General features: G+C 67.7%; 14 protein-coding genes. 7 read left to right on the top strand and 7 right to left on the bottom strand.

Annotated features, from left to right (window positions below; translation table 11 throughout):
* Nucleotides 1–72: 72 nt before the first annotated feature.
* Complete coding sequence (locus tag GGR13_RS02335) at nucleotides 73–3177, bottom strand: efflux RND transporter permease subunit (RefSeq protein ID WP_183211841.1); 3105 nt, start codon at nucleotides 3175–3177, stop codon at nucleotides 73–75.
* A 4-nt stretch (nucleotides 3178–3181) separates the two neighbouring features.
* Nucleotides 3182–4315 (bottom strand): efflux RND transporter periplasmic adaptor subunit, encoded by a 1134-nt coding sequence (locus GGR13_RS02330; RefSeq protein WP_343060280.1) that lies wholly within the window; start codon nucleotides 4313–4315, stop codon nucleotides 3182–3184.
* Between the two features lie 211 nt (nucleotides 4316–4526).
* Between GGR13_RS02330 and lepA the strand changes: the two genes are divergently transcribed.
* On the top strand, nucleotides 4527–6335 hold the full coding sequence (lepA, locus tag GGR13_RS02325; protein ID WP_183211840.1) for a translation elongation factor 4: 1809 nt from the start codon (nucleotides 4527–4529) through the stop codon (nucleotides 6333–6335).
* A gap of 169 nt (nucleotides 6336–6504) precedes the next feature.
* On the opposite strand, the gene GGR13_RS02320 is transcribed toward lepA, so the two are convergent.
* Entirely contained in the window at nucleotides 6505–7089 is a 585-nt protein-coding gene (locus GGR13_RS02320; protein ID WP_183211839.1) for a hypothetical protein, read from the bottom strand.
* 108 nt (nucleotides 7090–7197) lie between these two features.
* Entirely contained in the window at nucleotides 7198–7452 is a 255-nt protein-coding gene (locus tag GGR13_RS02315) for an Lrp/AsnC family transcriptional regulator (protein WP_183211838.1), read from the bottom strand.
* Between the two features lie 41 nt (nucleotides 7453–7493).
* Between GGR13_RS02315 and GGR13_RS02310 the strand changes: the two genes are divergently transcribed.
* Nucleotides 7494–8303 carry an alpha/beta hydrolase gene (locus GGR13_RS02310; RefSeq protein ID WP_343060279.1) on the top strand — a complete coding sequence of 270 codons (810 nt, stop codon included), beginning with the start codon at nucleotides 7494–7496 and terminating at the stop codon, nucleotides 8301–8303.
* Here GGR13_RS02310 and GGR13_RS02305 read toward each other — a convergent pair.
* Both GGR13_RS02305 and GGR13_RS02300 read right to left on the bottom strand, forming a co-directional pair.
* Nucleotides 8281–9408: an aromatic ring-hydroxylating oxygenase subunit alpha gene (locus tag GGR13_RS02305; protein ID WP_183211837.1), complete on the bottom strand. Its 1128-nt coding sequence runs from the start codon at nucleotides 9406–9408 to the stop codon at nucleotides 8281–8283. The two genes, GGR13_RS02310 and GGR13_RS02305, sit on opposite strands and share 23 nt — an antisense overlap.
* A gap of 8 nt (nucleotides 9409–9416) precedes the next feature.
* Nucleotides 9417–10913, bottom strand: a complete 1497-nt coding sequence (locus tag GGR13_RS02300; RefSeq protein ID WP_183211836.1) for a phosphomannomutase/phosphoglucomutase — start codon at nucleotides 10911–10913, stop codon at nucleotides 9417–9419.
* Between the two features lie 188 nt (nucleotides 10914–11101).
* Between GGR13_RS02300 and GGR13_RS02295 the strand changes: the two genes are divergently transcribed.
* The 5 genes from GGR13_RS02295 to GGR13_RS02275 all read left to right on the top strand — a co-directional run bounded on the left by GGR13_RS02295 (nucleotide 11102) and on the right by GGR13_RS02275 (nucleotide 13599).
* On the top strand, nucleotides 11102–11437 hold the full coding sequence (locus GGR13_RS02295; protein ID WP_183211835.1) for a hypothetical protein: 336 nt from the start codon (nucleotides 11102–11104) through the stop codon (nucleotides 11435–11437).
* Nucleotides 11413–11787, top strand: a complete 375-nt coding sequence (locus GGR13_RS02290; protein ID WP_183211834.1) for a hypothetical protein — start codon at nucleotides 11413–11415, stop codon at nucleotides 11785–11787. The genes GGR13_RS02295 and GGR13_RS02290 overlap by 25 nt, the downstream gene beginning before the upstream one ends.
* Before the next feature lie 58 nt (nucleotides 11788–11845).
* Entirely contained in the window at nucleotides 11846–12493 is a 648-nt protein-coding gene (locus tag GGR13_RS02285; RefSeq protein WP_183211833.1) for a hypothetical protein, read from the top strand.
* Nucleotides 12486–12695, top strand: a complete 210-nt coding sequence (locus GGR13_RS02280) for a helix-turn-helix transcriptional regulator (RefSeq protein ID WP_183211832.1) — start codon at nucleotides 12486–12488, stop codon at nucleotides 12693–12695. The genes GGR13_RS02285 and GGR13_RS02280 overlap by 8 nt, the downstream gene beginning before the upstream one ends.
* Nucleotides 12696–12858: 163 nt before the next feature.
* Nucleotides 12859–13599, top strand: coding sequence for an extensin-like domain-containing protein (locus tag GGR13_RS02275; RefSeq protein ID WP_183211831.1), 741 nt, complete (start codon nucleotides 12859–12861; stop codon nucleotides 13597–13599).
* Between the two features lie 3 nt (nucleotides 13600–13602).
* Here the strand turns inward: GGR13_RS02275 and GGR13_RS02270 are convergent, their stop codons facing one another.
* Nucleotides 13603–16251, bottom strand: a complete 2649-nt coding sequence (locus GGR13_RS02270) for a M14 family metallopeptidase (RefSeq protein WP_183211830.1) — start codon at nucleotides 16249–16251, stop codon at nucleotides 13603–13605.
* Nucleotides 16252–16454: the final 203 nt, after the last annotated feature.

Here is a 16454-nt window from a genome sequence, read left to right as displayed (position 1 = left end):
ACCCATGCATCGGACGTCCGGTAAGCACTGGGTCCCGGCTTTCGCCGGGGTGAGCAGAGGCTCTGGTCTCGCCTATTCGGCCGGGACCGGAGGCATGTCCGGCGCTGTCGCGGTGCCACCGGAGCTCTGGTGTTGTCCGGCAAACCGTTTCCCGAGGCGTCGGCGGGCCCAACCGCTGGCGTCGTCCACGATCGTGAAGATGGCCGGTATGTACAGCAGCGACAGGAAGGTCGAGGAAATCAGGCCGCCGACTACCGCGATGGCCATGGGCTGACGGAACTCCACGTCGGCCCCCCAGCCGATCGCGACCGGCAACATCCCCGCGCCCATGGCGAAGGTCGTCATCAGGATCGGGCGGGCCCGCTTGTGGGCCGCGTCCACGATCGCATCATATCGGGGCATGCCGCCCTGTTCGGCGATGATCACATAGTCGACCAGGAGGATGGAGTTCTTGGCCGCGATCCCCATCAGCATCAGAATGCCGATCAGGGACGAGATCGAGAAACTGGACCCGCCAATCAACAGGGCGACAAACGCCCCACCGATCGCAAGCGGCAGCGCCGCCATGATGGTGACCGGGTAGGCAAAGCTTTTGAACAGCAGGACCAGCACCGCATACATCAGCAGGATGCCGGTCAGGAAGGCGACGCTGAAACCCGAGATCATCTCCTGGATGAACTCCTCGTCGCCTGCCGCGACCTGACGTACCCCTTCGGGCAGGCTCTTGACGGCGGGGAGGGCAAGGACAGCGGCCGAGGCTTCGCCGGAGCGAATGCCGTTCAGCTCGGCCGTGATGGAGGCAATGCGTGACCGGTCCTGGCGCAGGACCTGCGACGGGCCGGATCCGAACTGCACGTCCGCGACGGCGCTGAGCGGGATGGGCGTGCCTTCACCGTTCGGAACGCGAAGGTTCTCGATCACGGCCAGATTCTCGCGAGCCTCCGGATTCAGCAGGATCCGGATCGGGATCTGGCGGTCGCCGAGATTGTACTTGGCCAGCGACTGATCGACGTCGCCCAGTGTGGCGACCCGCACGGCCTGGCTGATGGTCTGTGCCGTGACCCCCATCAGAGCGGCCTGATCCGGACGCGGCGTGACCACGATCTCGGGTCGGGCGATGGCGGCCGTGTTGATCACATTGGCGAGGCCGGGGACGGACCGCATCTCGGTCTCGACGGCTCTCGCAGCGGTGGCCAGGGCCGCCGGGTCATCACCCAGCAGCGCAAAGGTATAGGTGGTCCCGTCACTGGGACCGCCCCCCTGAACCGCGACGCCGGCCCCGATCCGGGCCCCGGCGATCCCGTCCCAGCTGTCGACCATTTCCCGCGCGAAGGCCTGCTGGCTCAGGTCGCGATCGCCCTTTGGAACCATGTCTGCGTAGACATTGGCCTGGTTGACGTCCTGACCGCCGATGGACGCATAGACGGAGACCACCTCGGGGCGGGCGCGCAGGTCGCGCGTCAGGCGCTGGACGATGGCGTCGGTTTCCCTGAGCGTGGATCCGGGCGGCGTCTCGATCGAGAAGGCGGCCCGTGACTGGTCGCCGGACGGCTGGAACTCGAACGGTACCAGGGGCGCGATGGCCCCCGTGCCGATGAACAGGGCAACGCCCATGCCGAACACCTTCCACCGGTTGCCCAGGCACCAGCGCAGCATGTTCAGATAGGTCCGCATCCACGGCGGATCGCGATCCTCGTGCTTGTGGTGTCGCAGCAGATAGGCCGCCATCAGCGGCGTCAGGGTCCGCGCCACGACCAGCGAGAAGGCCACGGACACACAGGCCGCCAGGGCAAACGCCTTGAAGAACTGCCCGATGATCCCGGGCATGAAGCCAACCGGCGCAAACACGGCGATGATGGTCGCCGTCGTCGCCACCACGGCCAGGCCGATCTCGTCGGCGGCCTCCATCGAGGCATCATAGGGGGATTTGCCGTCCCGCATGTGCCGGACGATATTCTCGATCTCCACGATGGCATCGTCGACCAGGATGCCGATGGTCAGGGAGAGCGCCAGCAGGGTCACGACGTTCAGCGACTGGTTCAGCGGCTCCAGGATCATGAAGGTCGGGATCAGGGACAGCGGCATGGCCGTCGCCGCAATCAGCGTCGCCCGCCAGTCGCGCAGGAAGATGAACACGACCACGACGGCCAGTGCCGCGCCGAGCGCCAGGGCTTCCAGCGAGGCCAGATAGCTTTCCTCGATGTATTCGACGCTGGCGGTGACCTGTTCGATTTCCAGCTCGGGATGGGCCTCATCGAGCTCGGCGACGCGCTCGCGAACCCGGTCGGCCACAGTGACTTCGGAGGCCTCGCGGGACCGCAGGAAGCTGAACGTCACCGCCTCCTGACCGTTGAAGCGCGCCAGGGTGCGCGGCTCGGTCCAGCTGTCGGACACGGTTCCAAGCTGGTCCAGACGGATGGTCCGGCCCTCGGACAGCGGGATCAGCGTCGCGGCCAGAAGCTCGACCGAACCGGCCTGTCCCACGGTGCGGATGGCGCGTTCCGAGCCACCGACCGTGATCCGCCCGCCGGGCAGGTTGTTGTTCACCGACGTCAGCGCCTGGCTCACGCGCGCTGCCGTGACACCATAGGCATTCAGCCGGTCGGGATCGAGTTCCACGCGGATCTCGCGATCGACGCCGCCCGACCGGTTGACCTCGCCCACGCCCGGGATGGCCAGAAGCTGGCGTGCAATGGTGTTGTCGACGAACCAGCTGATCTGCTCCGGGCTCATGGAGCCGGAACGGACCACATAGGTGATCAGGGCGTCGCCCGTGATGTCGATGCGGGCGACCGTCGGCTCCTGCATGTCCTGCGGCAGGTCTGCGCGCAGCTGGCTGACGGCATTGCGGGTGTCATTCGTGGCGCGTTCGACGTCGGTTTCCAGCTCGAACTGGACCGTCGTGATCGAGACGCCATCCAGGATCTGCGACGTGATCTGACGGACGCCGGATTGACCGGCCAGCGAGTCCTCGATCAGTCGCGTGACCTGGGTCTCCATCTCGGCCGGGGCTGCGCCCGGGCGGGCGGCCGTGATCGACACCAGCGGGAAGGCGATGTCGGGGTTGTTGTTGATCCGCATCCCCATGAAGCCGACCACACCCCCCACGGTGAGCAGGACGAACATCAGGATGATGGGGATCGGGTTCTTGATCGCCCAGGATGAGATGTTGTTCATGACATCACTTCCGGGCCGGCGCGGTCGCCGCGCCGGGCGCGGGAGCCGAAGCACCCGGTGCCGCAGCCTGGACCGTCACCCGATCGCCTTCGCTCAGGAAGCCGGCCCCCGAAACGACCACCCGGGCTCCGGGCTCGATATTGCCGACCGAGGTGCGCTGGTCGGTGCGGCCGGCCACGGTCACGGGGGTGAAACGGACGGTGCTGTCGGCCTGGAGGACGAAGACGCCCGCGCGGTTTTCCCTGTACAGGACCGAGGCGGTCGGGACGCTCACACCGGGCTGGGTTCCGGCGTCGATGGTGGCGCGGGCGAACATCCCGGGCCGCAGGCCATTGCCGGCGGCCAGGGCGATCCGGGCAACGCCCAGACGGGTCTCGGGATCGACCTCGGGGGTGACGATCCGGACGCTGCCGGTCGTGGTCACCGCCTGATCCGAAACGATCTCCGCCGTCATGCCCGAGCGCAGCAGCGGCAGATCGGTTTCCGGCACCTGGGCGTCCAGTTCCAGACGGCCATCGCGCACCATCCGGAACAGTTCGGTGCCGGCGGCCACGATCTGGCCCCGCGTGACATTGCGGCTGATGATCAGCCCGGAGACGGGTGCGCGGATGGTGGCCTGGGACAGCTGGGTCTGGGCTTGAGAGAGCCCGGCGCGTGCCTGGGCGACGCCCGCCTGGCTGCTGCGCTGGTTGGCCAGCGCCGTGTCCAGCGAAGCCTGGCTCAGGAAGCCGCGTTCCTTCAGTTCCTGCGAGCGGGCGAGGGCGGCGTCGTCGCGAGCGGCATTGGCCTCGGCTGTCTGGAGGGCCGCCTGCTGCTGGCGAAGCTGGGCGGCCAGCAGCGCGGTGTTCAGCTGAACCAGGGGTTGGCCCTGACGGACATAGGATCCCTCGTCGACCAGTACGGCGGTCGCCACAAGGCCGCCCGTCTCGGCCCCGACGGGGACCTCTTCCCAGGCCGAGACACTGCCCGATGCCGAAATGACGCGCGGCAGGTCGGTCCGGGTCGCAGTTGCGACCGTGACCGTCTGGCTCGCTGGCGCAGCCTCTTCCTTCTTCGTATCGCCGCCATGGCAGGCGGCGAGCGCTGCGGTGAAGGCGACGGCGAGACCGAAGGCGCGGATAGTGCTGGCTCGAACCACGAGAAGATCCCCTGTGGCCATGGGGACAGGGAGCCCACAGCCGGTGCGCGGGAGGGCCTCCCGCATGTCATCAGTCGTTGATTACCGCTTTCAGCGGCTTAGCTCAAACCCCGCAGCACGCAATTACAGCAAAGTAATCCGGGTCGGCGAAACGGGCCGACATCATGCCGCTTTGGCGTTTCGAGCCCTGTCGTGCTAACCGCGCCCAACCATGACGACACCCCCCATCGAACGCATCCGAAACTTCTCCGTGGTCGCCCATATCGACCACGGTAAATCGACCCTGTCCGACCGCCTGATCCAGGTCACCGGAGGGCTGACGGCCCGCGAGATGAGCGCTCAGGTCCTTGATAACATGGACATCGAGAAGGAGCGGGGGATCACGATCAAGGCCCAGACCGTGCGCCTGAACTACAAGGCGAAGGACGGGCTGGACTATGTCCTGAACCTGATGGACACCCCGGGCCACGTGGACTTCGCCTATGAGGTGTCGCGCTCGCTGGCGGCCTGCGAGGGCTCGCTGCTGGTGGTCGATGCGTCGCAGGGGGTCGAGGCCCAGACCCTGGCCAATGTCTATCAGGCCATCGACAACAACCACGAGATCGTGCCGGTCCTGAACAAGATCGACCTGCCCGCCGCCGAGCCCGACCGCGTCCGCCAGCAGATCGAGGACGTCATCGGCATCGACGCCTCCGACGCCGTCCTGTGCAGCGCCAAGTCCGGAATCGGCATCGAGGATGTGCTCGAGGCCATCGTCACCCGTCTGCCGGCCCCCAAGGGCGACCCCGATGCCCCGCTGAAGGCCCTGCTGGTCGATGCCTGGTACGACCCCTATCTGGGCGTCGTCGTGCTGGTGCGGGTCTTCGACGGCACGCTGAAGGCCGGGATGCGCGTGAAGATGATGCAGAACGGCTCGACCCATCTGATCGACCGGGTCGGCGTCTTCCTGCCCAAGAACACCCCGGTCGAGAGCCTCGGCCCCGGCGAGGTCGGCTTCATCACCGCCCAGATCAAGGAAGTGGCCGACGCCGCCGTCGGCGACACCATCACCGACGAGAAGAAGCCCACGGCCGAGCCGCTCAAGGGGTTCAAGGACGTCCAGTCCGTGGTCTTCTGCGGCCTGTTCCCGGTCGATGCCGCCGATTTCGAGGACCTGCGCGCCGCCATCGGCCGGCTGCGCCTGAACGATGCCTCCTTCACCTTCGAGATGGAATCCAGCGCCGCGCTAGGCTTCGGCTTCCGCTGCGGCTTCCTCGGCCTGCTGCATCTGGAGATCATCCAGGAACGCCTCAGCCGCGAGTTCAACCTCGACCTGATCGCGACCGCCCCGTCGGTGGTCTACAAGATCGGCCTGCGCGACGGGCGCGAGATCGACCTGCACAATCCGGCCGACCTGCCCGACGTGATGCAGATCGAGACCATCTCCGAGCCCTGGATCAAGGCCACCATCCTGACGCCCGACGAATACCTGGGCGGGGTCATCAAGCTGTGCCAGGACCGCCGCGGGTCCCAGATCGAGCTGTCCTATGTCGGGTCGCGCGCGCTGGTGGTCTATGAGTTGCCGCTGAACGAGGTGGTGTTCGACTTCTACGACCGGCTCAAGTCGATCTCGAAGGGCTATGCCAGCTTCGATTACGAACTGACCGACTACAAGGTCGGCGACCTGGTCAAGATGAGCATCCTGGTCAATGCCGAGCCGGTCGATGCCCTGTCGATGCTGGTCCACCGCGCCCGCGCCGAGACGCGCGGACGGGGCATGGTCGAGAAGATGAAGGATCTGATCCCGCCCCACATGTTCGTCATCCCCATCCAGGCGGCCATCGGCGGCAAGATCATCGCCCGCGAGACCGTCCGCGCCCTGAGGAAAGACGTCACCAGCAAATGCTACGGCGGCGACGCCACCCGCAAGAAGAAGCTGCTGGAGAAGCAGAAGGCCGGCAAGAAGCGGATGCGCCAGTTCGGAAAGGTCGAGATCCCCCAGGAAGCCTTCATCGCCGCGCTCAAGATGGACGACGACTGAGCAGACCTTTTCCTCCCCGCCGTGCAGCGACGGGGAGGGGGACCGCGCGAAGCGGGGTGGAGGGGCTGGCTGGGTCAGACACGGACGATCTGTGGCACGGACGCAGCCCCTCCACCGCTTCGCGGTCCCCCTCCCCATGCGGGACATGGGGAGGAAAGGTGCTGCGGATTCAGGTCGGGGCGGACCGGAGGCGGGCGAGGGCGGCTTCGGCGGCTTCGCGGCGGGAGAAGTCGGGCGAGACCAGCCGGTCGTCGGCCGGGCGGTCGCCGCGCCAGGTCGAGACAGGCGCGCGCAGGAAGGCCAGCAGGGTCATCAGCATCGGGGTGCTGGCCAGCCCGGTCTCGACCCGTCGGCCGGGGGGCAGGCGGCAAGCCAGGGCCCAGGTCTCGGTATCGGAGTCGTACGCCGAACTGACCACGTCCATGTCTTCGAGATCCGCCAGCCGCCAGGTCCGGACCGAAGTCTGGTGGAACAGGCTGTAGGTGATGGTCAGCTGGCCCGGGCGGATCTCCCAGGTCTGGTCGGGGCCGAGGGCCGAGCCGGCCATGAAGGCCAGGGTGACCGACAGACCGCCCAGCAGGATGACGCCAAAGAACAGGGACAGGAGCGAAGGCGGCCAGATCGCCGGGCCCAGCTCGATCAGCAGGACCAGTGTGCCCGCGGCGCCGATACCGCCGAAGAGCAGGCGAACGGGCGTCGGCATGACGTGCGACACGACGATGGCGTCGTCCGGGGCAGGAGAAGCGGCGTCCATGGCCGGCAAGCTAGGCCGTTCCGGTTAAATTGCGGTTCAGACGTGCCAAGGGCCCCTCCACCGCTTCGCGGTCCCCCTCCCCATGCCGGGCATGGGGAGGAAAGACGCCTAGCGGCTGGGCAGGAAGGGCGAGAAGGTGATGACGGTGAAGGTGTCGCGGATATGGGGGCGGGTCTGGACCGACTTCGTCACGAAGGTGCCGATGTCCATCTCCTTCGGCAGCTGGAATTTGGCCAGCAGGTCGTACTGGCCCGAGGTGGAATAGACCTCCGAGACGTTCTCGACATTGTCGACCATGTCGGCCGCGACATCGTTGGCGTGGCCCAGCTCGCATTTGATGAAGACGAAGATGGCGGTCATCATGGCGGAAATCTCCCTGTCGGGAGGGGATAGCGGATGGATGCGTGACGCGTAAGCCCGGGACGGCCGAAGCCCTGTACAACAACCGTGCCGCCGTGCCGGACCATCCGGCCGTGATGGCTCGCTGGCGCGGGACGGCCGTGGCCGCGCGGGCGCTGCATCCGCCGGTGAAACTGGCCTATGGGCCCGGACCGCGCGAGACGATCGACCTGTTCGAGGCCCCGCGTCCGGCGCAGGGCGGGCCGGTGGTCGTGTTCATCCACGGCGGCTACTGGCAGGCGCTGGATCCGTCGTGGTTCAGCGGCATCGCTCCGGCGTTTCTGGCCCACGGGGTCGGGGTGGCGATCCCGGCCTATGACCTGTGTCCCGATGTGCCGCTGGCCCGGATCGTGGACCAGATGCGGGCGGCGGTGGACATGGTCACGGCGCTGACCGGCCGGGTGCCGGTGGTCTTCGGCCATTCGGCAGGGGGGCATCTGGCGGCCTGCCTGCTGGGCGAGGGACGGGCGGCGGCGGCGGTGGCGATCTCGGGCGTGTTCGATCTGGAGCCGCTGATCGAGACCTCGCTGAACACGGCGCTGGGGCTGGACGTCGGGACGGCACGGGCCCTGTCGCCGCTGCACTGGGTCGTGCCGCAGGGTGGCGTGCTGGACTGTGTCGTGGGCGGCGACGAGACGGCGGCGTTTCTGGAGCAGAGCCGGACCATGGCCGAGGTCTGGGGTGCGCAAGGGGCGGTGACCCGGTATCAGGCGCTGCCGGGGCTGAACCATTTCACGGTGCTGGACCCGTTGCTGGATCCAGACAGCGCGCTGGTGGCGCGGATCGTGGCGCTCAGCTGTTCCAGCGCAGGGTGACGGGCTCTATCGGATTGACGAAGGGCCGCTGTTCGGCGCGGCTGCGGCCCCATTCGCGCTTCAGCTGCTGGTACCAGCGCGCCTGCCGGTCGGCGTCGTCGATCCAGATCAGCGACGGATCATAGCGCAGGCCCTCGTTCTGCAAATTCACCATGCCGCCATCCTGTTTCAGGAAGGCCCGGACGCCCTGGCGCAGGAAGGGCCGGGCGAGGCCGAAGACCCAGTGGTCGGACCAGAAGATCTGGGTGATGCGGGTGCGGGTCTCGGTGACCGGGGTCAGGCAGGTCAGGGCCAGCACCTGGCGCGGGCCGACCTGGATATGTTCCCAGCGATAGCCAGGCAGGCGGAAGGTGATCTCGGTCTCGGGCGTGCCGCCGAGGATCCGGTAGGCGCGGCTGTTCGACGACGGCGCGTGCCGGACCATGGTGAAGCCGAGCTCACTGGGGGCAAAGGCCTTGGCCTTTTCGTGCATCGAATGCTCGGACCGCCACCACCATTGCTGATGCACATAGGGGCCGTGGGCGGGGTCCATCAGGCCGACGACGGCGTGGTCGATATGGCTGTCGAAATCCATCGCCTCGACCAGTTTCGCCTCGCCACCGACGATGCCGGGAAAGACCGGCGGGGCATGGTCGGGGGGGGTGTCGTCGCGTGGGTCCGAGCGCATGAAGACGAACACCATCCCCTGGCTCTCGACCACCGGCCAGGACCGGACCCTGATGCGACCGGTCGTGCCGGGCTGGTCCTCGACCAGCGACGGGATGGCGGCGCAGCGGCCGTCGGTGCCGAACCGCCAGCCGTGATAGGGGCATTCGACGGTCTGGCCCTCGCCCGGCCTGTCGACGATCCGGCCCGCCGACAGGGGCGCGGCGCGGTGCGGACAGATGTCTCGCAGCGCAAAGACCGTTCCGGCCGCGCCGTCGCTGGCGCGCGTGCGGCCGATCAGGACCGGCTCACCCATGACCTCGTGCCGCTTCAGCGACCCGGGGGCCACGTCGCGCGACAGGGCGACGAAATACCAGGTGTCCATGACGAACCCCTTGCCGAACCCCGAGGGCGGGCCCTTGGCGGTCGAGGCTGGCGGCAGGGGTTCGGACGGAGCCATCGGCGTGATCAGATTTCCTGATTGTAGTCGGTGACGCCATGGGCCGCGAGGCGGGGCTTCATCTCCTCACGGAACAGGTCACGCATGTCATCGGCCGAGCGCATGCTCTCGACCACGACCACCAGCTCCGGCTTGTTCGAGGAGGCGCGCACGAGGACCCATGACCCGTCTTCCAGATGCACCCGGGCCCCGTTGACGGTGATGACCTCGACGATCTTGCGACCGCAGATCGAGCCGCCGTCCTCGCCAAGTTTGACGTATTCGGCGACCAGCTTTTCCAGCACCTGATATTTGGTCTCGTCCGAACAGTGGGGCGACATGGTCAGGCTGGTCCAGGCGTCCGGCAGGGCCCCCTTCAGTTCACTGAGCGTCTTGCCCGGGTTGCGGTCCAGCATGGCCAGCACCGCGCTGGCGGCGACCAGGCCGTCGTCATAGCCGTGGCCCAGAGGACCGGCGAGGAAGAAGTGGCCCGACTTCTCGAACCCGGCCAGGGCCCCCAGCTCGGCGGTCTTTCTCTTGATGTAGGAGTGGCCGGTCTTCCAGTAGACGGTGGTCGCACCATTGGCCTTGAGGACCTCGTCGGTCTTGTACAGGCCGGTCGACTTCACATCGACGACGAAGGTGGCATTGGCGTGCAGGGCCGACAGGTCGCGGGCCAGCATGAGGCCGATCTTGTCGGCAAAGATCTCCTCGCCGGTGTTGTCGACCACGCCGCAGCGGTCGCCATCGCCGTCAAAACCCAGCGCCAGATCGGCTCCGGTCTCCCGGACCTTTTCGGCCATCTGCATCAGCATGGCGTGGTCTTCCGGGTTCGGATTGTATTTGGGGAAGGTGTAGTCGAGGTCGGTGTCCATCTCGATCACCTCGGCTCCCATCCGGCGCAGGGCCTCGGGGGCAAAGGCCCCGGCCGTACCGTTGCCACAGGCGCAGACGACCTTGAGCGGGCGGCTCAGCTTCACCTTGGACGTGACCTCGTCGATATAGCGGTCGCGGAAGCCCTCGACCCGCTCGAGCCGGCCGCCGGCGCGGGCCACGCCCTCGCCCTCCAGCACGATGGTCTTCAGCCGGCCCATCTCGTCGGGACCGAAGGTCAGCGGAGCCTGGGCTCCCATCTTGACGCCGGTCCAGCCGTTCTCGTTGTGCGAGGCGGTGACCATGGCCACGCAGGGGCAATCCAGCGCGAACTGGGCAAAGTAAGCCATTGGCGAAAGGGCCAGGCCGATGTCCACGACCTCCATCCCGCCTTCCAGCAGGCCGATGATCAGCGCCTGTTTGACGCCCAGCGAATAGGACCGGAAGTCATGGCCGACCACGATGCGCGGCTTGACGCCGATCTCGTGGACATAGGTCGCCAGCCCCAGACCCAGGGCCTGGATGCCCAGCAGGTTGATTTCCTTCTCGAGGATCCAGCGGGCGTCGTACTCGCGAAACCCCGTCGGCTTCACCAGAGGCGTGGTTTCGAAATCGAAGGTGTTCGGAACCAGGTCCTGACGGGGCTTGAGCATGGGACGTCCTTGATAGCGGCAACATTGAGCCGCGTCGGCGTATAGCGAACGGGGTTGGTGGTCACAACAACGCGGCTGCGAAAGCTTGGCTGCATCAGGACGGAAAAGCGATCACCCGGTCTCGCTTGACAACGATGTAACCCATAGGTGATATGTCACCTCAAGGTGACACAGCAAAGGAGGTCGTGATGGTGGACGAACCCGAAGACGCGCGCCGGCGGGCGGACCAACGGCGGCGGAGGGAGATCCTCGGCCTGTCGGGCATGGCGACCGGATTTCTGCTGGCCGGACTCGGCCTGTCCGTCGAGGACCGTTGGGGGGTCTCGGTGTCGGACGGGATCCTGATCGCAGGGGCCGTTGCTGGCGGTGCCGGGGCCCTGGCGGTGCTGACGACGGTCCGTTCGCGCGCGGACCGGGAGAGGCTAGCGGCCCGTGAGACGCGACGGGACCGGACCCAGCGGCTGCGGCGCATGCGGATGGTCTCGATACCCTTTGCGGGGTGGGTGTGGTCGTCCTGTCGCTGATGGCAGTGTCCCGGATCGTGGCGGGGGAGGGCGACACCGGCGACTTCCTGTGGGCGGCGCTGCTGCCGTTATGCGCCTGGATCGTGCCCCTGATGGTCCTGGGCTGGGACCGTGAGGGCCAGCGCGACCGCAAGTGGCTGGAGGATGAACTGACCCGCGAATGGCGGGGGCGGGCTCTGTCGCTGGGGTTTCTGGTGCTGATGGCCGGGATGAGCGGATTATACCTGGTCGGACTTTATCGGCCGGAGTGGGCGATACTGGGGTTCCCCGTGGTGCTGACCGGGGCGGCGGGGGTCGTGGGCCTGCGCTATGCCTGGCTGGACGGGCAGGCGGAGGGTGGGGATGAGTGAGCCGGAAGAGGATCGCCTCGCCATGATCAGGAGCGAGCATGACCGGCAGCGGCGTTTCTTGCTGGGCGTGCTCGGGCTGGCGCTGTTTCTCGGACTGGCCATCGCGGGCGGTCTGATCCTTTTGATCGTTCCGGCCAGTGAACAGCCTGTCCCGGTCTGGGCGCTCGCCGTCGTGGTTCTGACCGGTGCGATCGGCACGGCGATCAGTGGATACGCAACGGTTCGTGCCCGAGCCGATCTGATCACGGACAGGCTCAGGTTCAGCGAAAGCTATGGCGACGGGTTGCAGCGCCAACGAAACCACGCGCTGCTGTTCATGGCTGTCCCAATGGCTCTTTTCCTAGTGAGTGGCCTGCCCCAGGCCTGGAAGCTGGCGTCAGGGCAGGGTGAGACGTTCAACTGGATAGCGGCATACCTATCAATCTTCGTTCCCATCACTGTTGGCTTGACGCTAGCGGAAATCGGGACAGGCAAGATGGGCAGGATGAAGCGTCATCTCGATGATGAAATGACGAAGCTTCACCGCAAGCAGGCCCTATCGCTGGCCTTTGTGGCGATGCTCGCCGGTGCGACAGGCACCTATTTTCTGGGCCTGCATCACCCGGCGGCGGCAGTGATTGTCATTCCGATCGTGATTGCGGGTGCGGTGCAGGTCGGGGCCCTGCGTTTCGTGCTTCTGGAGCGAGAGGCGGAGCGCAATGGCTGACCCGCGGCTGGGTTCGCGTCTCAAGGAGGTCCGCACGGCGGCCGGGCTGACCCAGGTGGAGCTGGCCACGCTGGCGGGTGTGTCGCGAAAGACGATCAATACGGTCGAGAACGGGGTGTTCGTGCCGTCGACCGTCCTTGCGCTCGCCCTTGCCCGGGCGCTCGGGACGACGGTGGAGGGGCTGTTCTGGCTGACGGAGTGAGGCGGACTGTCCTCCCCGTCGCGCAGCGATGTGGAGGGGATGGTGATGCTATGCAGGCATTCGGGACGCGGACGGAGCCCCTCCACCGCTTCGCGGTCCCCCTCCCCAAGATGTGGGAAGGAAAATGGCTTTCACAGGCGGGGCGATGAACTAGACTCGGGCCATGCGGATTTTCCGGACAGGCAGCATCCTCGCCATTGTGTTGGCCCTCGCCGGATGCGGGCGGCTGATTCCCGATGCGCCGGTCAATGGCGTTAACCGGCCGGTTGCATCGGGGCCCGTCCGGTCTGTGGCCGGGGCCGATACAGGCCTCATCGATGCGCCGGTCGAGGGCGGCACGCGGGGCCGGATTGCGCGGGCCAGCAGCGGTCTGGATGTGTGTCTGGCCACGCTGGAGGCCGCCCGTGTGCGGTTCACGCCGGTGCCGGACCGGGTCAACTCCGAGACTTGCGGGCTCACCGCGGCCGGGGTCCTGGGCCCCGACCTGGGGACGGTGGCGCGGATGGCCCCGGCCGATGCCACCCTGACCTGCGAGACCGCGCTGGCCGTCAGTGTCTGGCGCCGCCAGTCGGTCGAGCCCGCGGCCCGCGAACTGCTGGGCTCGGACGTGGTCCAGATCGACCACCATGGCACCTATGCCTGCCGCAGCGTCTCGAACCGTCCCGGCGCGCGACCCAGCGCCCATTCGCGGGCGGCGGCGATCGATATTGCCGGATTCCGCCTGCGCGACGGGCGGCGGATCACCGTGGCGAACGACTGGTCCGGCTCAGGCCCCGAGGCGGTGTTCCTGCGCCGGATCCGGGACGATGCGTGCTCCATCTTCGGCACGGCGCTCAGCCCTGACTATGATGCGGCCCATCAGGACCACCTGCACCTCGAACCCGGCCAGCCTTTCTGTCGTTGACCCCTAGTCCACCCAGGTCGGCGAGGCGTGGGCCGGGCCATTGAACAGGGCATTGGCGAACAGGACCTTCAGCCCGTCCAGATAGCCGCGCGAGGTCGCGTCCTGGGTGAAGGCGATGACCTGGCCCCGACCCATGGGCGCGACCATGACGGCCGGCTTGAAGGCCAACTGGGCCCGGTTTTCGGCCCAGAGCTGGCCGGACGCCAGCAGGGTATCAGCCGAGGTGAACAGGGCCAGATTGGTCCCCTCGCCGCGCTTCAGCGGCGTGTAGATGTCCGAGCCCTTGACCAGGAAATTCAGGTTGGGGGCGACCCCGGCGGACAGCCAGTGCTCCTGATCCGTCCGCGCCTGGGCCAGGACACCGGCGACGCTGTCGGGGCCACGCTCGCTTTCGCCGACGATGGTCTGGTATTCGGCCTCGCTGGCGATCAGGGGGCCGTTCTCGTCGTCAGGCGTGTCGCCCTTCGGAGCGGTCTCGCGGCGCGAGGCCAGCATGCCGGCGCTCTCGCTGGTGACCATCCGGGTGGCCCGCCCGAGGGTAACCAGAGTGCCGCCGCGTTCGACCCAGGCCTTCAGCCGGGCCACGCCGCCGGTCCCCAGCGTTCCGGCATAGTTGCCGCCGTCCGGCATCACCAGCACCTGGTACCGGTCCAGATCGGCCCCCGACAGGGTCGCGACCCGGACGGCCGTGACCGGATAGTCGAACTCGCGCTCGATGACATAGCGGGTCGCGCCGGCGGCCGAGGGGTCGGCGGGTTCGTCCCAGGCCAGGGCGATGTTCGGGGCGCGCAGGGCGACGGCATCCCGCGACCCGAAACTCGGGCCCGTTGCCACCCAGCTGTCGTCAATGCCGGTCACCGGGGTCCCGAACCGGCGGGCCCAGTCCGCCGTCAGAGCGGTCAGGTCGTGGTCGCGGTTGTCGGCTCTTGGCAGGACGAGCGTGCCGGCCGGCCAGCTGCGGCCATTGTGCGTGAACGGACGATCCATGACCCGCAGGCTCAGGCCCTGATCCAGGGCCGCCGCCTTCAGGCGCGTCGCCGCCATGCCCGGCGCGACGAGATAGCCATAGCTGGCCTCCGCATTAGCAACGGCCAGCGAGCGGGTCCGGTCTGGTGTGGCCGCAGTGACGGCGACGGAGGGGGCGGTATTGCAGCGCTCGGCCGGCACGTTGAACATGAGCGGCAGGGACCAGGCGGTGACGTCATAGATCTCGTCCGGCAGGCCGCGCGCCCGGCGCCGCTCCTGTTCGGCGAGGAAGGCCGCCGGCACGGCCACGTCCCGGGCCAGCAGCACCTCGGCCATCCGGCGCTGGGGCTGTGACAGGTTCACGACATAGGACCCCGCGGGGAAGGACCGGGCACAGGACGTGAAGGCAGCGCTGGCGCGGCCGACCTCCAGCCCCTGCCGCACCAGCAGCCCGGCGAGACTGTCGGCGGCGGTGGGGTCGTGGGGAGCCGGAGCCAGAACATAGGCCCCGCTGCCCGCCACGCCGTCCCGGTGATAGGCCACGAAATTGGCCAGCAGGCGCTCGCGATTGTCCGAGGCGGCCTCGATCGTCGACAGGCTGGCAACGAAATGGTTTCGCACCGTGTCGCGGTAGGTGACGACCTCTCCCGACGAGCGGCGGGCGGCCAGACCGCGCGCCGACCCCTGTTCATAGGTCATGGACACGGCGCCCAGATAGGCCGGCCAGCCGTCGCCGTATCCGGGGTAAAAGGCGTCGTACTCCTGGCCCGTGAAATAGGGGATGCCCAGCGCGTCGAACCGGCGGGCCGTGTTGCGGCCAATCATCTCGCGGCTGGCCAGGGTCTCGTCCGTCAGCCAGGGGTTCAGCGGCTGGGCCTCGGGCGGAAAGAAGAAGGTCTGGTCCGTGCCCATCTCGTGGGCGTCGACGAGGACCTGGGGCCGCCAGTCCAGCACCGCCGCCGTATGGCCCCGGGTCTCCGGCTGGGTCTGGATGAACCAGTCGCGGTTCAGGTCGAACAGGTCGTGGTTATAGCGCCCGGATGGCCAGGGTTCGTCCCGCTCGGCCGACAGGCCATCGGGATTGGGACGCGTGCCAAGGCCGGCCGAGAAGGTCGACAGGAACCGCTCGCGCCCGTCCGGATTCTGCGTCGGGACGAAGACGACCACCGTATTGGCCAGCCAGCCCTGGACCGCCGGATCGCGCGAGGCCAGCAGGTGGCGGGCGGCGGCCATGGAGGCGTCGGCGGGGCTGATCTCGTTGCCGTGTACCGAATAGGCCAGCCAGACGATGACCGGCTGGTCCGCGAGGATGGCCTGGGCTTCGGCGGACGAGGTCGTGCGCGGATCGGCCAGGGCGCGCGAGGCGGCCTTGATGGCGTCCAGACGGGCGATGTTTGCCGGCGTTCCGACTGCGGCCCAGAACAGGGGGCGTCCCTCGTGGGTCTGGCCATATTCTCCGATCGCCATCCGGTCAGGAGACTGGGCGCGCAGGGCCTCGAAATAGCGACGGATGTCGGCGGGCCGCGTGATCCGTTCGCCCGTGTCATAGCCCAGCACCGACGACACGGACGGAACCGCCGGGTCATAGGTCGCGCCCGGCACTAGGGGCGTATCGGTCTGTGCCGCGACAGAGGTCGCCAGCAGGGCGGCGGCGCAGGCGGTGGCGAGCAGGCGGCTGATGTTCATGGTGTCCCCGTGTCTGGCTGACCGGTGTAGCGGGCCCTTTGCTCTTGGCAAGCCGGACATGGCCCCTCCACCGCTTCGCGGTCCCCCTCCCCATTCTCCGAATGGGGAGGAAAGGCGCTTTCCTCCCTGCGCAGCGGGGAGGGGGACCGCGAAGCGGTGGAGGGGTGCGCTTGACTCCCTCACACAGTATGTCGCATACACTG

The sequence above is a fragment of the Brevundimonas variabilis genome (genome assembly GCF_014199945.1).
In the GTDB taxonomy this organism is placed as follows: Bacteria; Pseudomonadota; Alphaproteobacteria; order Caulobacterales; family Caulobacteraceae; genus Brevundimonas; species Brevundimonas variabilis.
The sequence above is the reverse complement of the archived record's forward strand: the minus strand, read 5'-3'. Positions and strand labels throughout refer to the sequence as shown.